The sequence below is a fragment of the Thermococcus sp. 2319x1 genome (assembly GCF_001484685.1).
In the GTDB taxonomy this organism is placed as follows: Archaea; Methanobacteriota_B; Thermococci; order Thermococcales; family Thermococcaceae; genus Thermococcus_A.
The window spans coordinates 1259448-1280144 of the sequence record NZ_CP012200.1; the positions used below are offsets into that span (position 1 = coordinate 1259448).

At 44.6% G+C, this 20697-nt stretch carries 25 protein-coding genes and 1 tRNA gene; 12 read left to right on the top strand and 14 right to left on the bottom strand.

The features are described from left to right. Nucleotides 1–2: 2 nt before the first annotated feature. Nucleotides 3–1055, bottom strand: a complete 1053-nt coding sequence (locus tag ADU37_RS07110) for a M20/M25/M40 family metallo-hydrolase (RefSeq protein WP_058946950.1) — start codon at nt 1053–1055, stop codon at nt 3–5. A 173-nt stretch (nt 1056–1228) separates the two neighbouring features. Between ADU37_RS07110 and ADU37_RS07115 the strand changes: the two genes are divergently transcribed. Both ADU37_RS07115 and ADU37_RS07120 read left to right on the top strand, forming a co-directional pair. Then, nucleotides 1229–1918 carry an MBL fold metallo-hydrolase gene (locus ADU37_RS07115; RefSeq protein WP_058946951.1) on the top strand — a complete coding sequence of 230 codons (690 nt, stop codon included), beginning with the start codon at nt 1229–1231 and terminating at the stop codon, nt 1916–1918. Beyond that, nucleotides 1915–2184 carry a DUF504 domain-containing protein gene (locus ADU37_RS07120; protein WP_058946952.1) on the top strand — a complete coding sequence of 90 codons (270 nt, stop codon included), beginning with the start codon at nt 1915–1917 and terminating at the stop codon, nt 2182–2184. Before ADU37_RS07115 ends, ADU37_RS07120 begins: the two co-directional genes overlap by 4 nt. On the opposite strand, the gene ADU37_RS07125 is transcribed toward ADU37_RS07120, so the two are convergent. Next, on the bottom strand, nt 2155–3084 hold the full coding sequence (locus ADU37_RS07125; RefSeq protein WP_058946953.1) for a DUF835 domain-containing protein: 930 nt from the start codon (nt 3082–3084) through the stop codon (nt 2155–2157). The two genes, ADU37_RS07120 and ADU37_RS07125, sit on opposite strands and share 30 nt — an antisense overlap. Nucleotides 3085–3160: 76 nt before the next feature. Here ADU37_RS07125 and ADU37_RS07130 point away from each other — a divergent pair, with 76 nt between their 5' ends. Continuing rightward, nucleotides 3161–3922, top strand: coding sequence for a YchF/TatD family DNA exonuclease (locus ADU37_RS07130; protein WP_058946954.1), 762 nt, complete (start codon nt 3161–3163; stop codon nt 3920–3922). 5 nt (nt 3923–3927) lie between these two features. Further along, entirely contained in the window at nt 3928–4215 is a 288-nt protein-coding gene (locus tag ADU37_RS07135) for a DUF3216 domain-containing protein (protein WP_058946955.1), read from the top strand. Between the two features lie 94 nt (nt 4216–4309). On the opposite strand, the gene ADU37_RS07140 is transcribed toward ADU37_RS07135, so the two are convergent. After that, complete coding sequence (locus ADU37_RS07140; protein ID WP_058947648.1) at nt 4310–5824, bottom strand: dihydropteroate synthase-like protein; 1515 nt, start codon at nt 5822–5824, stop codon at nt 4310–4312. An 84-nt stretch (nt 5825–5908) separates the two neighbouring features. On the opposite strand from ADU37_RS07140, the gene ADU37_RS07145 reads away from it, so the two are divergent. Then, on the top strand, nt 5909–6670 hold the full coding sequence (locus ADU37_RS07145; protein ID WP_058946956.1) for an ABC transporter ATP-binding protein: 762 nt from the start codon (nt 5909–5911) through the stop codon (nt 6668–6670). 8 nt (nt 6671–6678) lie between these two features. Further along, complete coding sequence (locus ADU37_RS07150; RefSeq protein ID WP_058946957.1) at nt 6679–8157, top strand: hypothetical protein; 1479 nt, start codon at nt 6679–6681, stop codon at nt 8155–8157. Here ADU37_RS07150 and ADU37_RS07155 read toward each other — a convergent pair. Genes ADU37_RS07155 through ADU37_RS07165 form a run of 3 tightly spaced genes read right to left on the bottom strand, consistent with a single transcriptional unit; the run spans nt 8147 to nt 9908 of the window. Continuing rightward, nucleotides 8147–8500 carry an Mth938-like domain-containing protein gene (locus tag ADU37_RS07155; protein WP_058946958.1) on the bottom strand — a complete coding sequence of 118 codons (354 nt, stop codon included), beginning with the start codon at nt 8498–8500 and terminating at the stop codon, nt 8147–8149. The two genes, ADU37_RS07150 and ADU37_RS07155, sit on opposite strands and share 11 nt — an antisense overlap. Nucleotides 8501–8505: 5 nt before the next feature. After that, nucleotides 8506–9018 carry an NUDIX hydrolase gene (locus tag ADU37_RS07160; protein WP_058946959.1) on the bottom strand — a complete coding sequence of 171 codons (513 nt, stop codon included), beginning with the start codon at nt 9016–9018 and terminating at the stop codon, nt 8506–8508. Nucleotides 9019–9053: 35 nt separating this feature from the next. Beyond that, on the bottom strand, nt 9054–9908 hold the full coding sequence (locus ADU37_RS07165) for a PfkB family carbohydrate kinase (RefSeq protein ID WP_058946960.1): 855 nt from the start codon (nt 9906–9908) through the stop codon (nt 9054–9056). A gap of 46 nt (nt 9909–9954) precedes the next feature. On the opposite strand from ADU37_RS07165, the gene dapA reads away from it, so the two are divergent. From dapA to ADU37_RS07185, 4 genes are all read left to right on the top strand, one after another. Further along, complete coding sequence (gene dapA / locus ADU37_RS07170) at nt 9955–10836, top strand: 4-hydroxy-tetrahydrodipicolinate synthase (RefSeq protein WP_238981933.1); 882 nt, start codon at nt 9955–9957, stop codon at nt 10834–10836. Between the two features lie 77 nt (nt 10837–10913). After that, nucleotides 10914–11138 carry a HypC/HybG/HupF family hydrogenase formation chaperone gene (locus ADU37_RS07175; RefSeq protein ID WP_004068835.1) on the top strand — a complete coding sequence of 75 codons (225 nt, stop codon included), beginning with the start codon at nt 10914–10916 and terminating at the stop codon, nt 11136–11138. Nucleotides 11139–11140: 2 nt separating this feature from the next. Further along, the gene (gene hypD, locus ADU37_RS07180; protein WP_058946961.1) at nt 11141–12250 is read left to right on the top strand and encodes a hydrogenase formation protein HypD; all 1110 of its coding nucleotides are present in this window, start codon (nt 11141–11143) and stop codon (nt 12248–12250) included. 215 nt (nt 12251–12465) lie between these two features. Continuing rightward, nucleotides 12466–13659 (top strand): pyridoxal phosphate-dependent aminotransferase, encoded by a 1194-nt coding sequence (locus tag ADU37_RS07185; protein WP_058946962.1) that lies wholly within the window; start codon nt 12466–12468, stop codon nt 13657–13659. A gap of 13 nt (nt 13660–13672) precedes the next feature. Here ADU37_RS07185 and ADU37_RS07190 read toward each other — a convergent pair whose 3' ends face one another. Continuing rightward, nucleotides 13673–13876, bottom strand: coding sequence for a MoaD/ThiS family protein (locus tag ADU37_RS07190; protein WP_058946963.1), 204 nt, complete (start codon nt 13874–13876; stop codon nt 13673–13675). Nucleotides 13877–14052: 176 nt separating this feature from the next. Between ADU37_RS07190 and ADU37_RS07195 the strand changes: the two genes are divergently transcribed. Continuing rightward, nucleotides 14053–15090, top strand: coding sequence for a DUF835 domain-containing protein (locus tag ADU37_RS07195; RefSeq protein WP_058946964.1), 1038 nt, complete (start codon nt 14053–14055; stop codon nt 15088–15090). A 10-nt stretch (nt 15091–15100) separates the two neighbouring features. Here the strand turns inward: ADU37_RS07195 and ADU37_RS07200 are convergent. Further along, nucleotides 15101–15178, bottom strand: a tRNA-Arg gene (locus ADU37_RS07200). 111 nt (nt 15179–15289) lie between these two features. Here ADU37_RS07200 and ADU37_RS07205 point away from each other — a divergent pair. Then, complete coding sequence (locus ADU37_RS07205) at nt 15290–15736, top strand: Lrp/AsnC family transcriptional regulator (protein WP_058947650.1); 447 nt, start codon at nt 15290–15292, stop codon at nt 15734–15736. Here the strand turns inward: ADU37_RS07205 and ADU37_RS07210 are convergent. From ADU37_RS07210 to ADU37_RS07235, 6 genes are all read right to left on the bottom strand, one after another. Then, nucleotides 15725–16069, bottom strand: a complete 345-nt coding sequence (locus tag ADU37_RS07210; protein WP_058946965.1) for a hypothetical protein — start codon at nt 16067–16069, stop codon at nt 15725–15727. The two genes, ADU37_RS07205 and ADU37_RS07210, sit on opposite strands and share 12 nt — an antisense overlap. Nucleotides 16070–16097: 28 nt before the next feature. Further along, nucleotides 16098–16811, bottom strand: coding sequence for a phosphoribosyltransferase family protein (locus tag ADU37_RS07215; protein ID WP_058946966.1), 714 nt, complete (start codon nt 16809–16811; stop codon nt 16098–16100). A gap of 65 nt (nt 16812–16876) precedes the next feature. Then, entirely contained in the window at nt 16877–17398 is a 522-nt protein-coding gene (locus tag ADU37_RS07220; RefSeq protein WP_058946967.1) for a YkgJ family cysteine cluster protein, read from the bottom strand. 12 nt (nt 17399–17410) lie between these two features. Beyond that, nucleotides 17411–17650, bottom strand: coding sequence for an Lrp/AsnC family transcriptional regulator (locus ADU37_RS07225; RefSeq protein WP_058946968.1), 240 nt, complete (start codon nt 17648–17650; stop codon nt 17411–17413). Beyond that, nucleotides 17647–18993, bottom strand: a complete 1347-nt coding sequence (locus tag ADU37_RS07230; protein ID WP_058946969.1) for a signal recognition particle protein Srp54 — start codon at nt 18991–18993, stop codon at nt 17647–17649. Before ADU37_RS07230 ends, ADU37_RS07225 begins: the two co-directional genes overlap by 4 nt. A gap of 375 nt (nt 18994–19368) precedes the next feature. Continuing rightward, entirely contained in the window at nt 19369–20652 is a 1284-nt protein-coding gene (locus ADU37_RS07235; protein ID WP_058946970.1) for an MFS transporter, read from the bottom strand. Nucleotides 20653–20697: the final 45 nt, after the last annotated feature.

The following is a 20697-nucleotide window of genomic DNA, read 5'->3' on the forward strand; positions in this document are numbered from 1 at the left end:
TCTCAGCTCCTCCCATAGATTTCGTTGACCTTCTTTAAGAACTCACTCGCCTTGACAACATCTCTAACGTCTATCCTTTCACCCTTTGTGTGGGAGATATCAAGGTTTCCGGGGCCGAAGACAATCGTCTTTGTCCCGTTGTACATGAAGTTAATTGCATCCGTCCAGCTTCTCATCCCCCCGAAGTCTTCCAGATCAACTTCTTCCATGGCCTTTTTGGCTAATTGAACTATCTCTTCGCTCTCGTCAAGTTCATAGCCGTCCCATATTTCTGTGTACTCATAGCGGAGTGTGTATTCATCCAAGATGGGCTCCATCAAGTCCAGAACGTCCTCAACTTCCTGATTGGGTAAGAGCCTCGCTTCAAACCTTCCCTTGCAGAGGGCTGGAATTAGGTAGTAGGGGTTCTCACATATCAGCTCCTGCAGTCCTATGTAGGCATCGAAGTACTTCCCCTTCTGCTTGAAGGGTTCGAGGGCCTTAAGCTCCTCTATCATTTTGTAAGCTTGGTCTATGGCATTTATCCCGCTTTCGGGACATGCTCCGTGAGCTTCTTTTCCGTCAACTTCGAAGTAAGCTTCTATGTTTCCCGCATGGGCTATGTGCACCTCAAGGTCGGTTGGCTCTATTACTATTGCCATCTTTGGCTTGTAGCGCTCCATAAACAGGGCAGAGCCCATTCCGCCTTTTTCTTCATCGCTCACAAACACAACTCCGACGTTAAGGTCTTGCTTTTCTCTCTTTAGGCTCTCAAGCATCAGAAGGACGCTTGCAAGTCCACCTTTGACGTCGCTTGCCCCCGTTCCATAGACTATGTTTCCCCTAACGAATGGTTCCGCCCTTACATCTATCGTATCCATGTGAACCTCAAAGAAGAGCTCAGCCTCGGGGTTTACGACGAGATCGATCACCCTTCCATCGCTCTCTATGTGGACGTCATAGTCCAATCTGTGGAGGAACTCCATTATGTGCAATGCAAGGCGGTCTTCCTGCCCTGAGGGGGAGGGAATCTTTAAAAGCTCGACCAAAATTTCCTTTGCTCTCTCGGCTTTCATTTGGCTCACCTAAATAAAACTTAGTACTTTGACTTAATAAATACTGTGGGAAAGGAAAACTTTATTTGCTAGTCAGATTATCCACCCTCAGGCGATGAAGAGATTCATCCCTCCTGACGGGAGCTTTAGGATGAAGAGGCGGTCCCCCCTCGAGCCTTTTTGAGGTGATTGCGGTGATTCCCATAGAAATCCCACCAAACACGGTAATGCTCAAAGGAGAAGGGTATGATTCAAACATCTATTTGTTTCGAGACCGGAGAGAGGGTTTGATAATCGACACTGGCACAGGGGTTTACTGGCACAGGTATTTTGAGGTGCTTGACAGAGAAGGCTATCTTGAGGGTTTAGAAAGGGTCACGATTCTAAATACGCATGAGCACTTCGACCACGTCGGAGGAAATGGGAAGTTTAAGGAGTTTTTGGAGGAGAGGGATATTGAAGTTTTCTTTGCTGCCCACACTCTCACAGCGGAGGCTATTGAAAAGGGAAACGACTACATTATTCTCTCATACGCCTACGGGAGAAGATTTACACCGCATAATGTTGATATGAGACTTGATGATGGAAGCATTTTAAGAATCGGGGGCAGGGAGCTTAAAGTCATCTACACTCCCGGCCATACTGCAGGAAGCATCTGCTTATATGAGCCGCAAGAAAAAGTTCTTTTTACAGGGGATACCGTGTTTAAGGGCACGGTTGGAAGGACAGACTTGCCCACGGGGAGCTTTGGAGAATTAATAAGAAGCCTGAAGAAGCTGGAAGCGCTGGATGTTTACATCGCTCTACCCGGACATGGAAAGCCTATAACAAACTGGGAGGAGAATTTTAAGCTAATTAAAAAAGTTTTGGGGGCCTTTGAGTGAGAAAGGGCTTCGTTAAGGAGGTTCTGGCAAAAATTAAATACGACCCAAGGGAGAACGAAGAGGACTATTACATAGTTATCGAGCATCGGGGAGCCTATGGAGACATCAAAAAAATTCCCGTTAAGCTGATAACACTTGGCCATGGCTACTTCTTCATTGAGGATACCCAGATTCCCTATCACAGGATTCTGGCCGTTGTTAGGAAAGATGGAAAAGTCGTCTGGAAGAAGAGGGGCTTAGGAGATGATGTGAAATTCCGAAGTTAGCACGCCCTTCTCACTTTCATTAAAGGCTTTTAGATCCCCGGATATGACCACATAGCTTTGGTTCACCATCGCGTAGTCTTTGAGGTAAGTCAGTACTTCAAAGAGCTTTTTAAATCCAAGCTTTGCGTTCAGATGCTCTATTCCCTCTATAGCTAAAATGGAATTTCCACGCTTTAGAAAGTCAATCATGAATCTTTTTGCCTCATCAAACCTGTCTGGAGAGATGGAGCCGACTGTTGGGATGTTTGTTAACCAGTATACCTCAACGTTGCCCCTAAACAATTTTTTAACCTCTTCCGGGGAGTCCCTTGTTATCACTGCCACCCTATACTTATCAGTGAAGTTCAAAAGGAAGTAGCGTGCCTTAAATTTTGTAGAGAATATGTAACCACCCGGAGCGAGCTCCTTCAACTTGGTCTCATCTTCGGAAAGTGCCAGCAAAAGCTCATAAAGCTCTCTCAGCCTGTTATAGTGCTCCCCTTCAATGTGAGAGAGTGCAGAGAGGGTTGATTTCATGCTGTCATCTTTTATTATCTTTGACAGGATTTCGTATGTCTCTTCCATGCATGTTCTTAAAACTCTGAGATGCTCCCGGAGGGTTTTGAACGATTTTGGAACTTTTCTGTGTTGAAAAAGCGACAGCTTAGTGGGTTTTGGTTCCTCCCCCGGATACAGCAGTTGGAATTTTTCATAAAGCTCGTTTTTCTTTTTGAGGTTTTCCTCTGAGAATGAAGAGAATAGGGTCTTAACGCTCTCCAAGCTGCAGCCTTCAGCAAGTTCCCGATAAAATTTGGCTTCATATTCCTTGTTAGAAATCAGGAAGCTCAGAATTTCCTTAGGGGGTTTTTCCCGGAGGTATCTAATAACTTGATCCTCTTGGACGATTTCTTCCCACTCCATTTCACCTCCCATAATCTTTGAGGGATTGAATAGAAAAACTTTTCTATCCTCTGCTTTATGATGGGAGGGGGTTCAGGTGATAGATGCTCATGCTCATGTGGAGATGTTTAAAAAGGAAATCCCTGCTATCGTTGAAGAGAGCCAAAAACACCTCGATGCCATAGTGGATTCCATAACCGAATACCGGAAATTCCACGTATGGAAAAGCTGGGAGCTTCTAAGGCCATATTTTGGCTTTATATTCCCAACCTTAGGATTTGCTCCAAACGAGGCAAGAAGGGGCAACTGGGAGAAAGCGAAGAAAGTGGAGGGATTTATACTTAAGCAGAAGGATGAAATCGTCGCCGTTGGCGAGATTGGGCTTGATTATTACTATGCCGAAACGGAAGAAGAGCGAAAGAACCAGCGTGAGATATTCATCCATTTCCTTGAGCTCGCTGCCGAGCTGGGCAAGCCCGTTGTTCTTCACGCGAGGGATGCTGAAGGGGAAGTTTATGAGGCGGTTCAGAAAAAAGGCCTCCATGGCTATTTCCACTCCTACACCGGAGACGTTGAAACGGCAAAAGAAATTGCCGAAAACGACCACTTTATAGGTATAAGCACGGGAGTGGCTTTCATCCCCGAAGTGAGGAAAGTTGTGGAGGCTTTGGACGTTGAGAACATTCTCGTTGAGACCGATGCTCCATATATGAGTCCTTTCAAGGGCGAGAAGAATAGGCCTTATTATGTGAAGTTCGCCATTGAGGAAATAGCTAAAATAAAGGACATGCCTGTTGAGGAGGTAGAGAGAATAACCCACGAAAACGCTGTTAGGTTCTTTAAGCTGGATCTGAGGTGATTCCCGTGGAGGAAGTTGAGAAGGTTAAGGCATTGTGTAAGGAGCTCAATGAAGGACATCTCCTTAAGGCTATTGATTCCTTCGTATCCCTTCAGAAGGAGCTCTCGAGCAAAAAAGGGGAGGATTTCATAAACGTTTCCATACTGGGCTTTATCGAGGGGATTCTGGTAAGTCTTTCAAGAAAGCATAAAAACGAGAAAATAGGCGAGCTTTTGGAGGAAGTTAGGACAAAAAGAGCAGAGCTGGAAGAGAAATTCAAGAAGCCGAGAGTTCTGCTCTTTGAAAATCTCTGATCAGCCCTGGCTGTACTCCTCATTGCCATAGGGCTCGGGATAGGCTTTCATCACCCCCGTTATGGGTTGGCATTTTTGGTTTTAATACTTTTCCTCAGTAGAAGTCCTTGAAGAGTTCGTCCTCCTGCAGATAACTTCTCCTTAGTTTGAGGGCAGTTTTTGCCTTTTCAAGCTCTCTTCCGAGATAAAAAGCGTGTCTGGGCGAAATTTCAAAGTGCTCCAAGATTGTGTCAATTATTGCGTTTGGTTCTTCCCCAACCACTGTCAGAAGCTGTTTGGTGCCTTTATGTGCTATCACCCATATCTTCTCATCCCTAAGGAAGATTCTGAAGTAGATATCCTCAAGCTTTACGCCTTTTTCCTTGGCATTCACAATGGGGGATTTTACTTCATAGGCAACACTTTCGCTTTTCTTTTCTTTTAAGAGAAGTAGATCAAAGCCAAGATCCTTGGGAATCTCAAAGAACATCATGTCCAAAGCCCTTCTTAGCTCCTTGACGCTCCCTCTGCACTTAGGACTCACCTCCGTGGTGAGGAGAAGTGAGATGTTCAGTTCCTTCGCAACTCCCGCCAATAGGGCGTTAATTCCTACGCTGTCCGCGTCTATCATCTCAACAACATTTCCAACTCCGGCTAAGAGAACATCCTCCCCATGCTTTTCTCTGTAGAGCTGGAAGGCCGAGATGGAACGGGCTAAATTGGGCACATGCTCAAGGATCAAGTCTGCGATGACCCTTTTATATCCAAGGGAGAGTGCTTTCTCCTTAAGCTTCTCCAAGAATTCAACCCTCTCTTTGGGATTGACGGGGAAATAGCCTTTTTCTTGGTTAGTTGGAATCAAAACGACGGGTTTTTCGGTTATCATATCCTCAAGGTTGCTCTCATCAACGCTTAAAAACAGATCCGCAAAGTCGAGGGCTCTTTCAAGTTCTCTTGGGTTTAGGGAATCGAAGCTTATCGGAACCTCATAGCCGGAGCTTTTTAGGACTTCCCTGAGTTCTGGAATTATCTCAGCGAATTCAGGGCTCTCTTCCCCACTCACCATCCCCAGATCAATTATATCCGCTCCACTTTTGAGGTAATGGAGGGCTTTATTAAAAAGCTCCTCGAAGCCGAGCTTTGGGGCATCTACGATTTCGGCTATTATTCTCTGCGGAAAGTCAAGTCCGACGGGCAGATTTCCTATAAGGAAGTTATAGGGCTTCTTGAGGGCTTTTTCAATGTATCTCTTGTTTTTTGTCCGGTTTTTGATGTCTTCGACTTTCTTGAGGGCATCTACTTCAAAAAGATCATCGGCGGGGATTTCTCTGCTCAGCTTGAACCCTTTTTTAACTGCCTCTATCACTTGAGGAATGTCGTAAGCGTTTCTCGGGCCTTTGAACGTAGGAATTCCAATGGCATCTTCTATCTCCTGGGCTGAGCCCCTCACGAGTCCGGGGATTAGTATAAGGTCATAATCCCTTATACGGGCTTTTTTTAAACAGTTTGCAATCATTCTTGGAGTGAGAAAAGCTGCCACACTAACGGGACATACAAAGACATCGCATCCTTTCCCGTACTTCCTAACCAGAGGCTCCGCAAGGATTCCCGTGACGAGCAGGATTTTCATGTTATCATTTTTGCATTTCATGGTTATAAATCTCTCTCAAAAGGTTTATTAGAGCATTGGTTTTCAATTAATCGAGGCAAGCTTATGATCGTGGTGGAAAATCTCACCAAGAGGTTTGGCGAGAAAACAGTGCTCAGGGGGATAAGCTTTAGGGTTAATGATGGCGAAATTTATGGGCTTTTAGGCCCCAACGGAAGCGGGAAATCGACCACAATGAAGATTCTGGTTGGTATACTCAAACCTACTTCTGGAAGTGTAACTATAGAGGGCATTGACCCTTTAAAAGATCCGATAAGGGTGAAAGAGGTCGTGGGATTTGTGCCCGAAACCCCTGTTCTGTATGAAAGCTTAACGCCAGAAGAGTTCTTTAATTTCGTTGGAAGCGTTAGGAGAATTGCTAAAGAAAAGCTGGAGGAGAGGGTTAACTATCTTGTCAAAGCCTTTGGGATTGAGGAGTACCTCGATCAGTTTATTGGAACGCTGAGCTTTGGCACACAGCAGAAAATTTCTCTCATCTCTGCCCTGCTTCACGACCCACAGGTTCTTGTTCTTGATGAAGCTATGAACGGCCTTGATCCTAAAAGTGCCAGGATATTAAGGGAGCTTTTGCTCGAATTCAAGGAAGAGGGGAAGAGCATAGTGTTTTCCACTCATGTGTTGCCCTTGGCAGAGATGATATGCGACAGAATTGGACTTATCTACAGGGGAGAACTTATTGTGGAAGGAACAATGGAGGAGTTAAAAGAGAAAGTTCATGAAGAAAACTTGGAAGATATTTTTCTCAAGCTGACAGAGAGCAAAGAAGAAGTGGAAAATATTTTGCAGGCTCTTAAAGAGGCTTTATAGGTGGTTTTATGCTGGAAATCCTTTATCGCGAGCTTCATTACCAGATAGCAAAGAGAAACCCTCTGGTAGCAAACGATGAGAAACAGTTCCAAAAGGCAATTAAAAATGCGATGAACATTAAAAGGAGCATTGGAGTTCAGGTACTTGGTTTCCTTCCATTTGGCTTGTTGATGGCGTCTACCTTTGCTTTTACCAATGAGAAGCTGGTTCTTTCTTCTCTAATGGTATCCCTCGCGTTGATACCGTTTGTCTTCGCGATGTATGTTACCGCGGTGCAGACCTCTTACATCCTTTCGGTGGGGTTGTTTGAACCTTTAAAGCTTCTCCCGCTAAAAATGGGCTCCAGATATCTCAGCGGTCTTTTGCTTCTTGAAATCTCCCCCTCCCTCGCTGCAGTTCTCCCAAGTGCACTCTTCCTTATGGTGAAATATCCTTTATCGGGGCTTTTTGCAGTCCTCTGGTTGCTGCTGGGGTTATTTTTAGGACACACACTTGGATTGCTCTTGGTTAACTTTTTTTCTCTCAGGATACATCAAAGGGCAGGAAAGGGGCATTCTTTGAAGAGCTTTGCCAGGGTTGTGATGTTTCTGCTTTTCATAGGCATGTTCATGATGATGAACTACCTTCAGTACTACATAAGGAAGCACTCTGAACAGGTTGCTGGAATAGTGGAAAAGTACTTTATTGCGTATCCTTTTGTCGTCTCCTCTATCTTTGACCCTCTGCGAAGTATGGCACTTTTTCTTGCTTATTTGAGTATCTTTGGACTCGTGTATCATTTAACCCTCAAAGGAGTATGGAAAAAGATTCTCGAACCTCCTGTGGTTTCGGAAAGGAGGGGCGTTTCAAAGTTTAAAGCATCACCGAAGGGCAAAGTCCTAGCTCTGGTTTTAAAAGATTTCAAGATATTCGTTAGAAAACCGGCGATGCTTGTAGCTTTTCTTTTCCCCATCTACGTAATTTCCCCAACGCTTGTATCTGCACTTCAGAGGGGGAATTTGGGATTAGAAGATCTCTTGCCTGTGCTTTTTATGATTGGGCTCTTTTCCGTTCCGGGCGCTGATGCAGTTCTCAAAGTTGAGGGAAAGAATCTGGACTTTCTCAAGACACTCCCCGTAAAAAAGAGAGACTTTGTCATTGCAAAAGTTATGTCGATGGCCCTTATCCCGACTTTCTTGGGGCTTTCCTTAGTAACTCTCGGCGTTTTTTATGACTCAGGGGCTTTTGTTTTATTGCCCTATGCTCTTTTCCTTCCGTTTATAGCCTCCTCCATAACGATGCTTTATTTTTTCAGGTATAAGGGAGAAGAGATTGGTATTCCCGAGCTTAGATGGCCGCAGATAATCCTCATGTTCATAATCGTTGGTATGGTTTTCGGCATCATCATCCTTCCGATTTTTGTAAGCTTTAATGTAATTGGGAGTGAGGTGATAGCCCTTGTGACGTCTTTAACTCTGGCATTCCTCCTTGGAAGGCTCAGCAGGTGATGTGGAATATCCCCAGTGTTTTTCTCTTCTTCCTGAGCTCGTTGAAGACCTTTACCGCCTCAGGAGTGGGCTTTTCGATTACTTCTTTTCCCTCTATTAGCTTCTTGCTTTCTGGAAGGAGTGAAAGCATTCCATAGATGCCCGTTCCGACAATGAGAACTTCGAAGTCTTCTTTTAAGTACTCCTTCAGCTCCTCCGGGTCGAGCTTGTGGCTTGTTCCGTGTTTTTCTTTTGAAATCCACTTTTTACGCTTCTCGATTTTTCCTGAGGGGTAGATAACGATGTCGTGAGAGTATTCCTTTCCATTCGCGCTTATTCTCCCAAATTCGACTTTTTCTATCATTCCAATCACCTAAAAACACGGAATGCATCTTCTATAATCCTCTCGTGGTCAAAGGCAAGCTTTAGTCTCAATACCTCATCAAGGGCGAAGGCTCTCGCTTCACTCGCATCGTCTCCCCCTTTCAGCTTTCCCTTTCCTTTGGCTAAGAACGCTATTGTAACCGTATGTCCCCTTGGGTCTCTCTTTGGATCGCTGTAGACACCTATAAGCTCTAAAAGCTCAACATCCAGCCCGGTTTCCTCCTTTGCCTCCCTTATGGCAGCATCCTCTACTCTCTCCCCATACTCCACAAATCCTCCCGGCAGGGCCCAGTAGCCCTTATACGGCTCATTGCGCCTCTTTATGAGCACTATTCCGTCTTTGTGCAGTATTACGAGGTCTACGGTTAAGCCTATGCACCTATGAATCTCCGCTTTAACCTCGGGATATTCCCTTTGTATGAGCTTTTCTATCTCTTCCTTGATTGGGGTTATGTTGTATCCCTTAGGGGCTTTTAGGAGGAGGACGTATCGCTCCATACAATCACCTCGGCCAAGTCCCTTCTCATCATCCCTCAGCGTGCTGACGTTTCCTCATCGGTGTTTAATTTTTCTACCTTTACGAATTTAGCCTTTTCCATGGCTTCAGCAATGGGGAAGTCAATTGTTCGTCTCTCTAAAAATGTTGCCGTAAAGGCATTCGCCCTCTTTAGGGCTTGAATGAAGGGGCACTTTACGTAGAAGTAGGCAAAGCTTGCCAAAAGAACGTCTCCGGCTCCGGTGGGGTCTTTTTCATCTATTTTGAGGGGGTAATAGATGTATCTCTCCCCCCTATGGTGGGCAAATCCACTTTCGGAACCGTTCGAGACTAAAAGAACATCAAGAGCATTGGGGTTCAGGTTTTTCACGTGTTGGAACTCATTGACGTCTGCATGAACAACATGTGCATTTTTTAAAAACTCCTCGTTTGTCTCTTTTAATCCAACCCTGCCGTTTTTAAAATCTCTGATAAACCCTTGAATATCCACGGCAACTTCCTTGGCTTTTACAAGCTTCAGGGCATTTGGAGGAATCTCATTTGCAACTGGGTTCAGCAAGATGATGTCAAACTTTTCTTGGGGGATTTCATCAAGGGCGAAGGGGTCAGCCTTGGAGAGGAGCTTGAGCTGTCTGTTCTCTTCTTCCCGATAGAGGAGTTCGTAAGTTGTGCTTTTTTCAGAGGGAATTATTATCGTTGATATTCCGTAAGATTCGAGCTCTTCGAGCCATTCAAAAGGGAAGTCCTTTCCGATTTTAGTCAAAACAACAACTTCGCAGAACTTTGAGAGTGCAATGGACGAATAATATGCTCCGCCGCCAATTCTCTCGGTTTTTCTTCCATTTTTTACTATGATGTCGTGGGTTAAATGTCCAATCACTAAACATCTCATTCATCTCACCGTAAGGTTTAATTAGGTAAAGTTCCTTTTTAAATCGATGCCCATGTTTGAAGGAGTTTTTGTTCCCCATATAACCCCGTTTGATGATGAAGAAGAAATAAATGAAGAAATGCTGCGCGATCTCGTCCACTACTTTGCAGACGCTGGTTTAAACGGCTTAGTAACTTTGGGGAGCAATGGAGAGTTCCCTTATTTGAGCTTTGAGGAGAAACTTAGGGTTCTTAAGATTGTGCGGGATGAGTCTCCAGTTCCGGTTATAGCTGGTGTTGCGGAGAACTCTACCAAGGAAACGATAAGGCTTGCGAAAGAAGCCTGGGATATAGGGGTGGATGCTCTCTTAATAGCCCCTCCGTACTACTTCAAGCCTGACAAGAGGGAGCTTTTCGCTCATTATTCCAGAATTGCCTACGAGGTGGAGGCTCCAATTTTGCTCTACAACGTTCCAAAGTTTACCACAATCAACATAGATCTGGATGTAGTTGAGAAGCTTATGGAGGAGCACTCCAACATCGTTGGTATAAAGGATTCAAGCGGGTCAATGGGAAGAATAGCGGAGCTTGTAAGGAGGGTGGGAGATAAGGTGAGCATCTTAGCGGGAACCGCGGATGTTATGTATCCTTCGTGGATTTTGGGAGCACATGGGGCTGTTGTGGCGGTTGCAAACGTCGCTCCGAGGCTTTGTGTCGAACTTTACAACGCATTTCTTGAGAAGAAGTATGAGAAGGCAAGAAAGCTCCAGCTCATGATAAACCACCTCAATGAAGTTCTCGTCAAGAAATACAACCAGATAAGCGCGATAAAAGAGGCCATGAGAATGCTCGGCTTTGAAGTAGGTTACCCAAGGATGCCTGCTTTGCCCCTTGATGAAAAAGCCCTTGAAGACATAGAAAGGGCTTTGATTGAGGTAGGCCTTTTGTGATACACAACTTTGTGAACAACCTATGGTTTAAAAAAGAATTAAAAACTCCCTTCTGTAGTTTTGATTAGGTGAGGAAAATGTGTTTAGCAATGCCCGCTAAGGTAGTTGAAATTAAGGATAACGTTGCGATAGTCGATTTTGGCGGAGTTAGGAGAGAAGCGCGCATAGACTTTGTGAAGGACGTTAAAGTTGGCGATTACGTTATAGTTCACACGGGATTTGCCATTGAAAAATTGGATGAAAAGGCCGCCCTTGAGAGTTTGAAAGCTTGGGAAGAGGTCATGAAGCTCGTGGAGGAGTAAATATGGAACTCTCGATCTTTCAAGATAGAGAGTTAGCTCAGAGAATCCTCCAAGGGATAAGACGGGAGGCGGAGAGAATAGGCAGGGAAGTAAAGCTGATGCACGTTTGCGGTACTCATGAGGACACTGTGACGAGAAGTGGAATAAGGTCTCTCCTTCCTGAAAACGTTAAAGTTATGAGCGGTCCCGGCTGTCCGGTTTGTATAACTCCCGCCGAGGACATTGCGGCAATGATGGAGATAATGCGCAAAGCGAAAGAAGAGGGAGAGGAGGTCATTCTTACCACCTTTGGAGACATGTATAAAATCCCCACAGCAGTGGGGAGCTTTGCCGACTTGAAGAGCGAGGGATTTGATGTTAGAGTTGTTTATTCGATTTACGATTCCTATAAGATAGCACTCAAAGAGAAGGACAAGTTAGTGGTTCACTTTTCTCCGGGGTTTGAAACCACAACTGCTCCCGCTGCGGGCATACTAAAGGAGGTCATAGAGAAGGGAGTAGAGAACTTCAAAATATATTCAGTTCACCGCTTAACTCCTCCAGCGGTTGAGGCGTTGATTAGACAAGGGACGGTTTTTGATGGGCTTATAGACCCCGGACACGTTTCTACAATAATCGGCGTGAAAGGATGGGAGTACATAACAAAAGAATACGGAATTCCCCAGGTGGTTGCGGGATTTGAGCCGGTTGATTTTCTCATGGGAATATTCATGCTCTTGAGAATGATAAGAAAGGGAGAGGCAAAAATAGAAAACCAGTATACAAGGGTTGTAAAATATGAGGGCAACGTTGAAGCTCAGAGAACGATAGAGGCTCTCTTCGATGTCGTTGACGCAAAGTGGAGAGCTCTGGGTGTAATACCAAAAAGCGGGTTGGAGCTCAAGAGCGAATACAAAGACTATGAGATAAGAACCTTTTACAAGGTCAAGCCTCCGGAGCTGCCCGATCTGGAGAAGGGATGCATATGTGGGGCTGTGCTTAGGGGACTGGCGTTGCCGACACAGTGCCCCCTCTTTGGAAAGAAGTGTACTCCAAGAAAACCGGTTGGGCCGTGCATGGTTTCCTATGAGGGAACGTGCCAGATATTCTACAAGTATGGAGCACTCTTTTGATTTTTGCAATTTTTATTTTCGATATTGCTCGGGGTTAGAGAGGGGCTCGGAGGGTGTTCACGTCATCATTTCTCAGCATGCTTGCTAATCGTCATCGCCTGAAGTAGCTACGCTTTCTCTCTTTTAAAGCTATCTCCAAAACGTGAAACCTTATGCTAGGAAAAATTTTTATGCTTGTAAAACAACCTTTCTCTGATTCATACGGAGGTGTTGTTATGATTAAAGCGTCAAAAAGAGCTATGAGTATTGAGTACGCTATAAGGGATGTTGTTCTGCCGGCAAGGGAGCTCGAAAAGCAGGGAATAAAAATCATCAAGCTCAACATCGGCGATCCCGTGAAGTTCGACTTTCAACCTCCAGAACACATGAAAAAAGCTTATTGCGAAGCAATAATGGAGGGTCACAACTATTACGGAGACAGCGAGGGAGATAGAGAGCTTAGAGAGGCTATTGTGGAGAGAGAAAAGAAGAAAAACGGGGTGGATATTACCCCGGAGGATGTTCAAGTTACAGCTGCCGTTACCGAGGCATTGCAGTTCATCTTCGGCGCGCTCATCGATGGAGGCGAAGAGATACTAATCCCCGGGCCGAGCTATCCGCCATATGTTGGACTTGTGAAGTTCTACGGCGGTGTTCCCAAGGCTTATAGAACAATTGAAGAAGAGGGCTGGCAGCCTGATGTAGATGACATGAGGAAAAAGATAACCGAAAAAACGAAAGCAATAGCCGTTATAAATCCAAACAACCCCACTGGAGCCCTATACGAAAAGAAGACCCTTCAGGAAATAATTGACCTCGCTGGAGAGTACGATCTGCCAATAATAAGCGATGAGATTTATGACCTCATGACATATGAAGGAAAGCACGTTTCCCCGGGTTCATTAACTAAGGACGTGCCCGTAATAGTCATGAACGGTCTCTCAAAGGTTTACTTCGCAACGGGGTGGAGACTGGGCTATATGTACTTTGTAGACCCAGAGAACAAGCTTGCGGAGGTTAGAGAAGCAATAGGGAAGCTCGCAAGGATAAGGCTCTGTCCGAATACGCCAGCTCAAAAAGCGGCAATCGCTGGCCTTAGGGGCCCAATGGACTACCTTGAGGAATACATGGCAAGGCTTAAGGAGAGAAGGGACTACATCTACAAGAGGCTTAATGAGATGCCCGGAATAAGCACCCAGAAGCCTCAGGGAGCGTTCTACATCTTCCCCAAGATTGAAGAGGGACCATGGAAGAGCGACAAGGAGTTCGTTCTTGATGTCCTCCACAATGCCCATGTGCTCTTTGTCCACGGCTCTGGATTTGGCGAAGGTGGCGAAATGCACTTCCGTTCAATATTCTTAGCTCCGGTTCCAGTGTTGGAGGAGGCCATGGACAACCTGGAGAAGTTCATGAAAGAAAGGCTTGGGTGATCTTTCTTCTTTTTTATCCTCCAGATACTACTGGAATTACTTCGACGTAGTCGTTGTCTTTAACGGGATCATCTTCTAAAGCAACTTTTCCGTTCACCTTCGCTATTGCACTTTCCGTGTTGAATCCAACAGCCCTAAGGATGTCTTTGACTTTCATTCCCTTCTGATACTCCAGCTCTCTCTCGATTTTTCTTCCGATTACCCTCACTTTTATCATGAGCATCACCGGAGAAAAATCCCTGTGTGGGTTTTTAACTTTGTCGAAAAACTCTTTAAGTTTCTGAAGGATATACAAACGTCGATGATGGTCGAGGCCCGGCACTGAAAGGTGATCCAGGATAAAGGAGAAACTTTATAACTCCCGAACTCTATTCGAGGTTTGGGGGAGACTTCATGATACTTCCACTTGAGGTGAATACTATCGGAATGCTTACGCCGAGAGTAGGAGCTGTTCTGCTGTTTTTGTATGCATACTCAAAAAGTAAGCGAAAATCTGCTCTTTTCTTTGCGCTTTCGTGGCTTTTCGCAATTCCAACAGCAACGTTTGGGCTTGTTAGCATAAAAATCGAAAACGCTTTCATCTCTTTGGCTTTTGCTCTGTTTAACCTTGCTCTCTTTTCTATGCTTAAAGAGGAAGCCAATGTTCCAATCCCTCGGATTGGATTCATAGTTCAACCCCTTGTTATAGCCCTTTTTGGCATAGCAGAGAGCATTATTGAGAGAAAACCAGAGGATGGCTACATCTTTGGAGGACTTTTGACGGTGATAATCGGTGCCGTAACAATAGAGGCCCTCTCCCCTTATTATGGTAGGGATGGAAAATTATTGGGAATTACGCTAATGGTTTCGGGTGTTGCCTCTGCAGTGTATCCAAGAGTTGTTTTATCTCCTCAATTGTTGACCGTAGGTCAGATAGCTGCTTTGGCGGTTGGTGCGAGTTTGTTCTACTTTTACTACAAAATAGTTTTCAGCCCGCGTTTTATCAAAAGGTATGGGGCAGAGAGTATTGAACCCCTCGAACTTGGGGGAGTCCGCATCCTTTCACCAGAAGAGTTTAAACAAATTAAAACACAGTTGGAAGACTATCCAGTTCTTGCTTTTCTTCGGAACTTAAAGCCATCTGAAAAGTGGAATTCCTTCAGCTTCACTACCATGGAAACGCCAAATAGGATCCACCCAACTGACCTGTACAAGATAACCGACATGGTCAATAGGTACATCTTCGAGACGAAAAAGAGCAATCTTAGGGGGATTGTGTTGATAGAAGGCCTGGAATTTTTGAGGTTGTACAATGAATTCCCTTCAATAGCAAAGATGCTGAGCGCAGTTAGAGACCACGTGATTTCCAACAATGGAGCTCTTGTAGTTGTTGCGGATAAAAGTGCCTGGGACGAAATAGAATGGAACACATTGCGGAGGATTTTAGAATAGAGCAGACCTATGGCGGACCGGCGGGGATTCGAACCCCGGACCCTCGGCTTAGGAGGCCGATGCCCTATCCTGGCTAGGCTACCGGTCCACTCCCGTTTCCTATCCTCTCTCACTGGCTTATAAATCTTTTGTTAAATAAAATTGTTTAACAAAAATCAAAGGGTATTTAAACTTCCCTTCAAAACTTTCTCCGGTGTGGCTGATGGTGGATGAGCTGGACAGAAAAATAATCTCTATTCTTCAGGAGGATGCTCGGCTCTCTTATAGGGAGATAGCAAAAAAAGTGGGAGTTGCCGTGGGGACGGTGTACAACAGAATAAAAAGACTTGAAGAAGAAGGTATCATTAGGGGATTCGCTCCAAAGCTGGATTACGCCAAACTTGGCTATGACCTTACGACGATAATCGGGGTCAAGGCTCAGGGGAAGAGGATAATTGAGATCGAGAGGGAGATAGCAAAAGACCCCCATGTTGCCTGTGTCTACGATGTCACTGGAGAATACGACATAATAGTAATCGCAAAGTTCAGGGGAAGGGAAGACATGAACAGGTTTGTCAAGAAGCTTTTGAGGATAGAGGGTGTGGAAAAGACTTACACCCATGTTGCAATGGACATAGTGAAGGAGGATTTAACGCTAGAGGTTTAGGAAGTTCCTCACAAATCTCTTCGCCAAATTTTGCAAAGTCTCAGCGGGTAACTTTACTTTTTCCCCGTTTTCCGTGCCTTCAAATATTAGTGGAATTGGGCTCAGGGTTTCTATAACCTGGAATTCCTCGTTTTCGTTTAGCGTTGCCTTTAGAACTTTTCGGTATTCTTGAGGGGTTACAACCTTTATAACGCCGTGGAGCACCAATCTCTCCCCACACTCCTCTTCACTGCATACAAAATCGAACTCCTCCCCCAGCTTTGCCTCCACCATTATGCTCTTCCCGGCTACATTGTATATCATAAACATGTCTTCGTTCTCGAAATTTTCCATATTAAGTCCTCCAGATAAACAATAAAGGTTAAAGCCTTACCATAACGTCCACGGGGATGTTGTATTCCTCTTTTATCCTGTTTATTGCATTGCCTGCACTTATAAGGAAGAACATTCCTGCCGGTGTTGCACTTGCCTGCCTGCACATCTCTATAAGGGCCCTCTGGGTTTCTCCGCTCCTCACAACGTCATCAACTATTAGTATCTTCTCTCCCTTTTTAATTGCCCAATATGGCAAATAAAGTGTCATAACGCTTCCTGAAGAGCTTGAGACATAGTTTACCTCGTAAAACTTTTCCACTCCAACTTCCTTTTTCTTCTTTGCGTAGACGACATCCACCCCAAGCTCGTTTCCAATATGAACTGCCAGGGGAATGCCGTCCGTAGCTGCCGTTAGTATCTTATCTATCTCCATCTCCATGTACTTTGAGGCAACGCTCTCAGCAATAAGGCTCATCAAATCTGTATCGCTGAGAATCTTCAGGTTATCAAACAATCCATGTTTATCAAAAACTATTCTCTTCTTAACTTCCTCTTCAAGGTTTACGTAGGGGGAGAGAACCGCTATTAGTTCCCTGGCACGCTGCGTGCTTGGAAGGACTTTTCCCCTCACGTATCTGTTGAGCACCGTTATTGGAAGTCCGGTGATTCTTGAGAGTTCCTCATATGTGTAGCTCTTTTTTAAAAGCCTTAAAATCCTGATGACACGGAGTTTCTCTTTAACTGCCTCTATCTGACTCAAGCTCCCACCTCCTGCTGGTGGAATAATATTGACAAGAAAATGTATAAATAGGTTTCGGTTTATGGTCAAATTATAAGATCTGCCGGTTTATTTTGATGATTGGAGATTCCCATTTTCTGCCGGTATTCGGATATTACCTCGCCAAAATATCTCATTGCAAAATCCAAATCTATAGGGTCTCCCTCTGGATGGTTGACCCCTTTACAAAATGAATCTTCCTTTACGTACACGTCTATAAGGGAGCCATGCTTGACCAGGATAAAGGGATACAGCTTACACGCCAATGGTCTTTTGGAGTAAATCTTGCACTTTCCATCTTCTCCAAGGAAGACACAGCCATCGTCAAACGGTCTCTTCCTAAGTCCGTATCCCAGAAACTTGTCCCCTCTATAGAACATCTTCTCATAATCCACAAACTCCCACGCGTTAAATCCCAAGTCCTCTATTCTTGCTATATCCTCGTCTCTGAGGGGTATCTCAAGGTTTATGCAGCAGTTGGCACACTGAAGGCATTTAAATTTAAAAGAAGGGTCGCTTTTAATTTGCAGGGTTTCTAAATTTATTGTCGCTATCCACCTCTTCTCCACCTTTTTATCACCTCAGCTCCCGTAAGAGCTTGCTATTAGTGTTTCGGTCATCTCTATTTCTCTTATTTTCCTTAAAATCTCGTCATGGAAGCTGTCTAATTCTTTAATGTTCTCAATTTCAACCCGTATAATTATGTCGTATTCTCCATAGACTTTGTATATCTCCTTCACTTGGGGGATGTCCTTCAGCTTTTCATATACCAGGTCTTCATTTCCGGGCTTTACAATAATTAAAACAAATGCCTCCATCATATGCCCAACCCCCCAAAGTTAAACCTCTTGGCCATCTTGGCCAATTTCCTTTTATCCATACCCTTAAAGAATTTTTTCATCTGCTTGTATTGGTTGAGCAGTTCCTTTACATCTTTTGTGCTAGTGCCAGAGCCCCTTGCTATTCTCTTGATCCTTGAGTAGTTTATTATCTCGGGGTTTTCGAGCTCTTCTTCAGTCATGGAATCCATGATTACCTTGAATTTTTTCAGTCTCTCTTCACTCACCTTAATTACTTCATCCGGGATAGAATAACCCATTCCCGGGATCATTTTCAGTATCTGCTGGAGTGGCCCCATCTTCCTCATAGCCTCTAACTGGGCGTACATGTCTTTGAGGTTAAACTTCCCCCTCAAGAACTTTTCAATGTCTTCTTCTCTGAATTCAGTCTCCTTGCTAAGTTCCTCGAACTTCTCCAGCAACCCTTGAATGTCCCCCAATCCTAAGAGCCTTGAAACAAAGCGCTTCGGATCAAAAGGTTCTAAGTCATCTATCTTCTCTCCAACACCGATGAACTTTATTGGGGCTCCCGTTGCTACAACAGCGGAAAGAGCCCCTCCACCTTTTGCCGAGCCGTCCAGCTTGGTTACAATTATCGACCCTATGGGAGTTGCCTCCTTAAAAGCCAGTGCCTGGTTGTACGCTTGCTGTCCAATTGTTCCGTCGATTACGAGGATGACCTCATGGGGGCTTATAGCATTGCTTATTTGCTTCATCTCTTCTATGAGTCCTTTCTCTTCCTTGTGCCTTCCTGCCGAGTCCACTATTATCACATCTACACTCTTCTTTTTGAAGTACTCCACTCCCTCTTTAGCAAGCTTTACTGCGTCTTTTTCTTCGGGGTCTCCAAAAACCTCAATTCCATACGGCTCTACGAGCTGTTTTAGCTGGAAATAAGCACCCGGACGCCAGGTGTCGGCACAAACCAAGCCTACTTTATATCCATGTTTCTGGAAGTATCTCGCAAGCTTTGCCACGCTTGTGGTTTTTCCCGATCCTTGGATGCCAACCGTTAAGAGAATAGTTGGCTTTTCCCTTATCTCTATGGGCTTTGCCTCCTTTCCCAAAAAATTTGTCAGCTCTTCGTAGACTATCTTGATTACGTGTTCCTTTTTGGAAACTCCGGCAGGTGGCTTTTCTTCTAAAGCTCTTTTCTCAATTTTCTTGGTGAGATCAAGGACGAGACGAACGTTAACATCACTTGTAAGCAGAGCCCTCTGAATGTCCCTAACCACCTCTCTCACAAGAGCTTCATCAACGGTACTTGCACGCGCAAGTTTTCTTAGGGCGTTGTTGAGTGACTGGCCGAGCTTGTCTAATACCATTTTTCTCCACCATATGTAAAGCCCTCTGGAAGTTTATAATCCTTAGCTCCTTGATCTCTGTACTGATGCGTTCATTTAAGAAAAGAAACCCTTGGAAAGTTGCTTTGATTGCTCTTATATGTACATTAAACTTTGAACACCGTCATTCGACCATTTTTCTGAGAGTTTTGTATTTTTTTGCTCATCTATAGCTAAAAAAGGGCTGAAAATGTTTTTAAAGGAAATTAATTTATTTATATTCGAGAGAAAGCTCAAAAAAGAAAGGAGGTGAGAGAAATGGAGATGATATTAAGACTTTATGATTACCTTTACATGAGGGAGTTCGAAAAGAGAAAAAGAAAGCCCGTAGTTGAGGAGCTTGCACTCCTTGAACATCTATACTAATTCCCTTCCTTTAGTTTCTTTTCCGAGAACAAGAATGTCTAAGGCTCCTATAATTGAGATCACAGCAATTACAAGCACAGCCACCCCAACTGTTGAAGTTTCCATAATTCTTCCCGCCAGTATTGGCGCCAATCCTCCTCCAATTCTTGCCATTGCCCCGGCCCATCCTGTCCCGGTTCCCCTAACTTCCGTTGGATAAAGCTCTGGGGTGTAGGCATATATAGCTCCCCATGCTCCGAGATTGAAAAAGCTGAAGAGGATCGCGCTTGTGAGTATCATGTAAACGTCTCCTGAACTTGCATAGTGGTAAAACATGACCCCAGCCAGGCCGGAGAGCAGCAGATAGGTGGAGAGGGTTTTCTTCCTTCCTACCCTCTCGAGAAGATAAGCGGCGCTCCAGTAGCCCGGAAGCTGGGCTACGGCAGTTATTATAAAGTATTGAAAGCTCTTGAAGACTGTTATCTTCAGGGTTGCCGCTAAAAACCTTGGAAGCCATATGAAGAATCCATAATAAGCAAAGGCTATGCTGAACCATGCAATTGAAAGCATTAGCGTTATTCTGCCGTACTTTTTCCAGAGCTCCACTATCGTTATCTTTGCTTGTTTGCCCTCTTGCACCTTGATCTCTGCTTTTTTCCCAAGTATTCTTTCTATAACCCTTTCAGCCTCTTTTGTTTTTCCTTTAAGGGCTAAAAACCTTGGAGACTCTGGAAGCCAGAGTATTATTGGGAGCAACAGCAATACGCTTCCTCCAAACAGGAGAATGCTTCTCCAGCTGGCTTTTAGTAGGAGTGCAACTATTCCAATTATTATAGTACCAATGGCCCAGAAGCTTTCTAAGATAGATATCATAGCCCCCCTAATTTTTGCGGGCATGAACTCGGCAAAATAAGAGCTTGCAACCGGCAGAGATCCTCCTAAACCAAGCCCAACTATAAACCTAAGTGCTATAAGCTGATTCAAACTGTTGGCAAAGCTACTCGCAATGCTTCCCAATCCAAAAAGCGAAACTGTCAAGGTTAAGGCATTTTTCCGCCCTATGTAGTCGGCAACCGCTCCGAAAAACCACGCACCGAAGAGCATCCCCCACAGTGCTGCAGAGCCCATTGCCCCAAGTTTGCTCAAACTTCCCTGAAACGCCGGTTCTTTGCTTAGTAAAGGAATCACAAAGCTCACAGAGAGGGTGTTTATTGCTATGAATGCCCATACCGTTCCGAGGATTGCCAGAAGGGTGTAATGAAACCTTCCGAATTTTGCCTTATCTATTACCTCCATTGTCCTCACCGAACAAATGTTCGGTTAATGCTTTTTAAACCTATT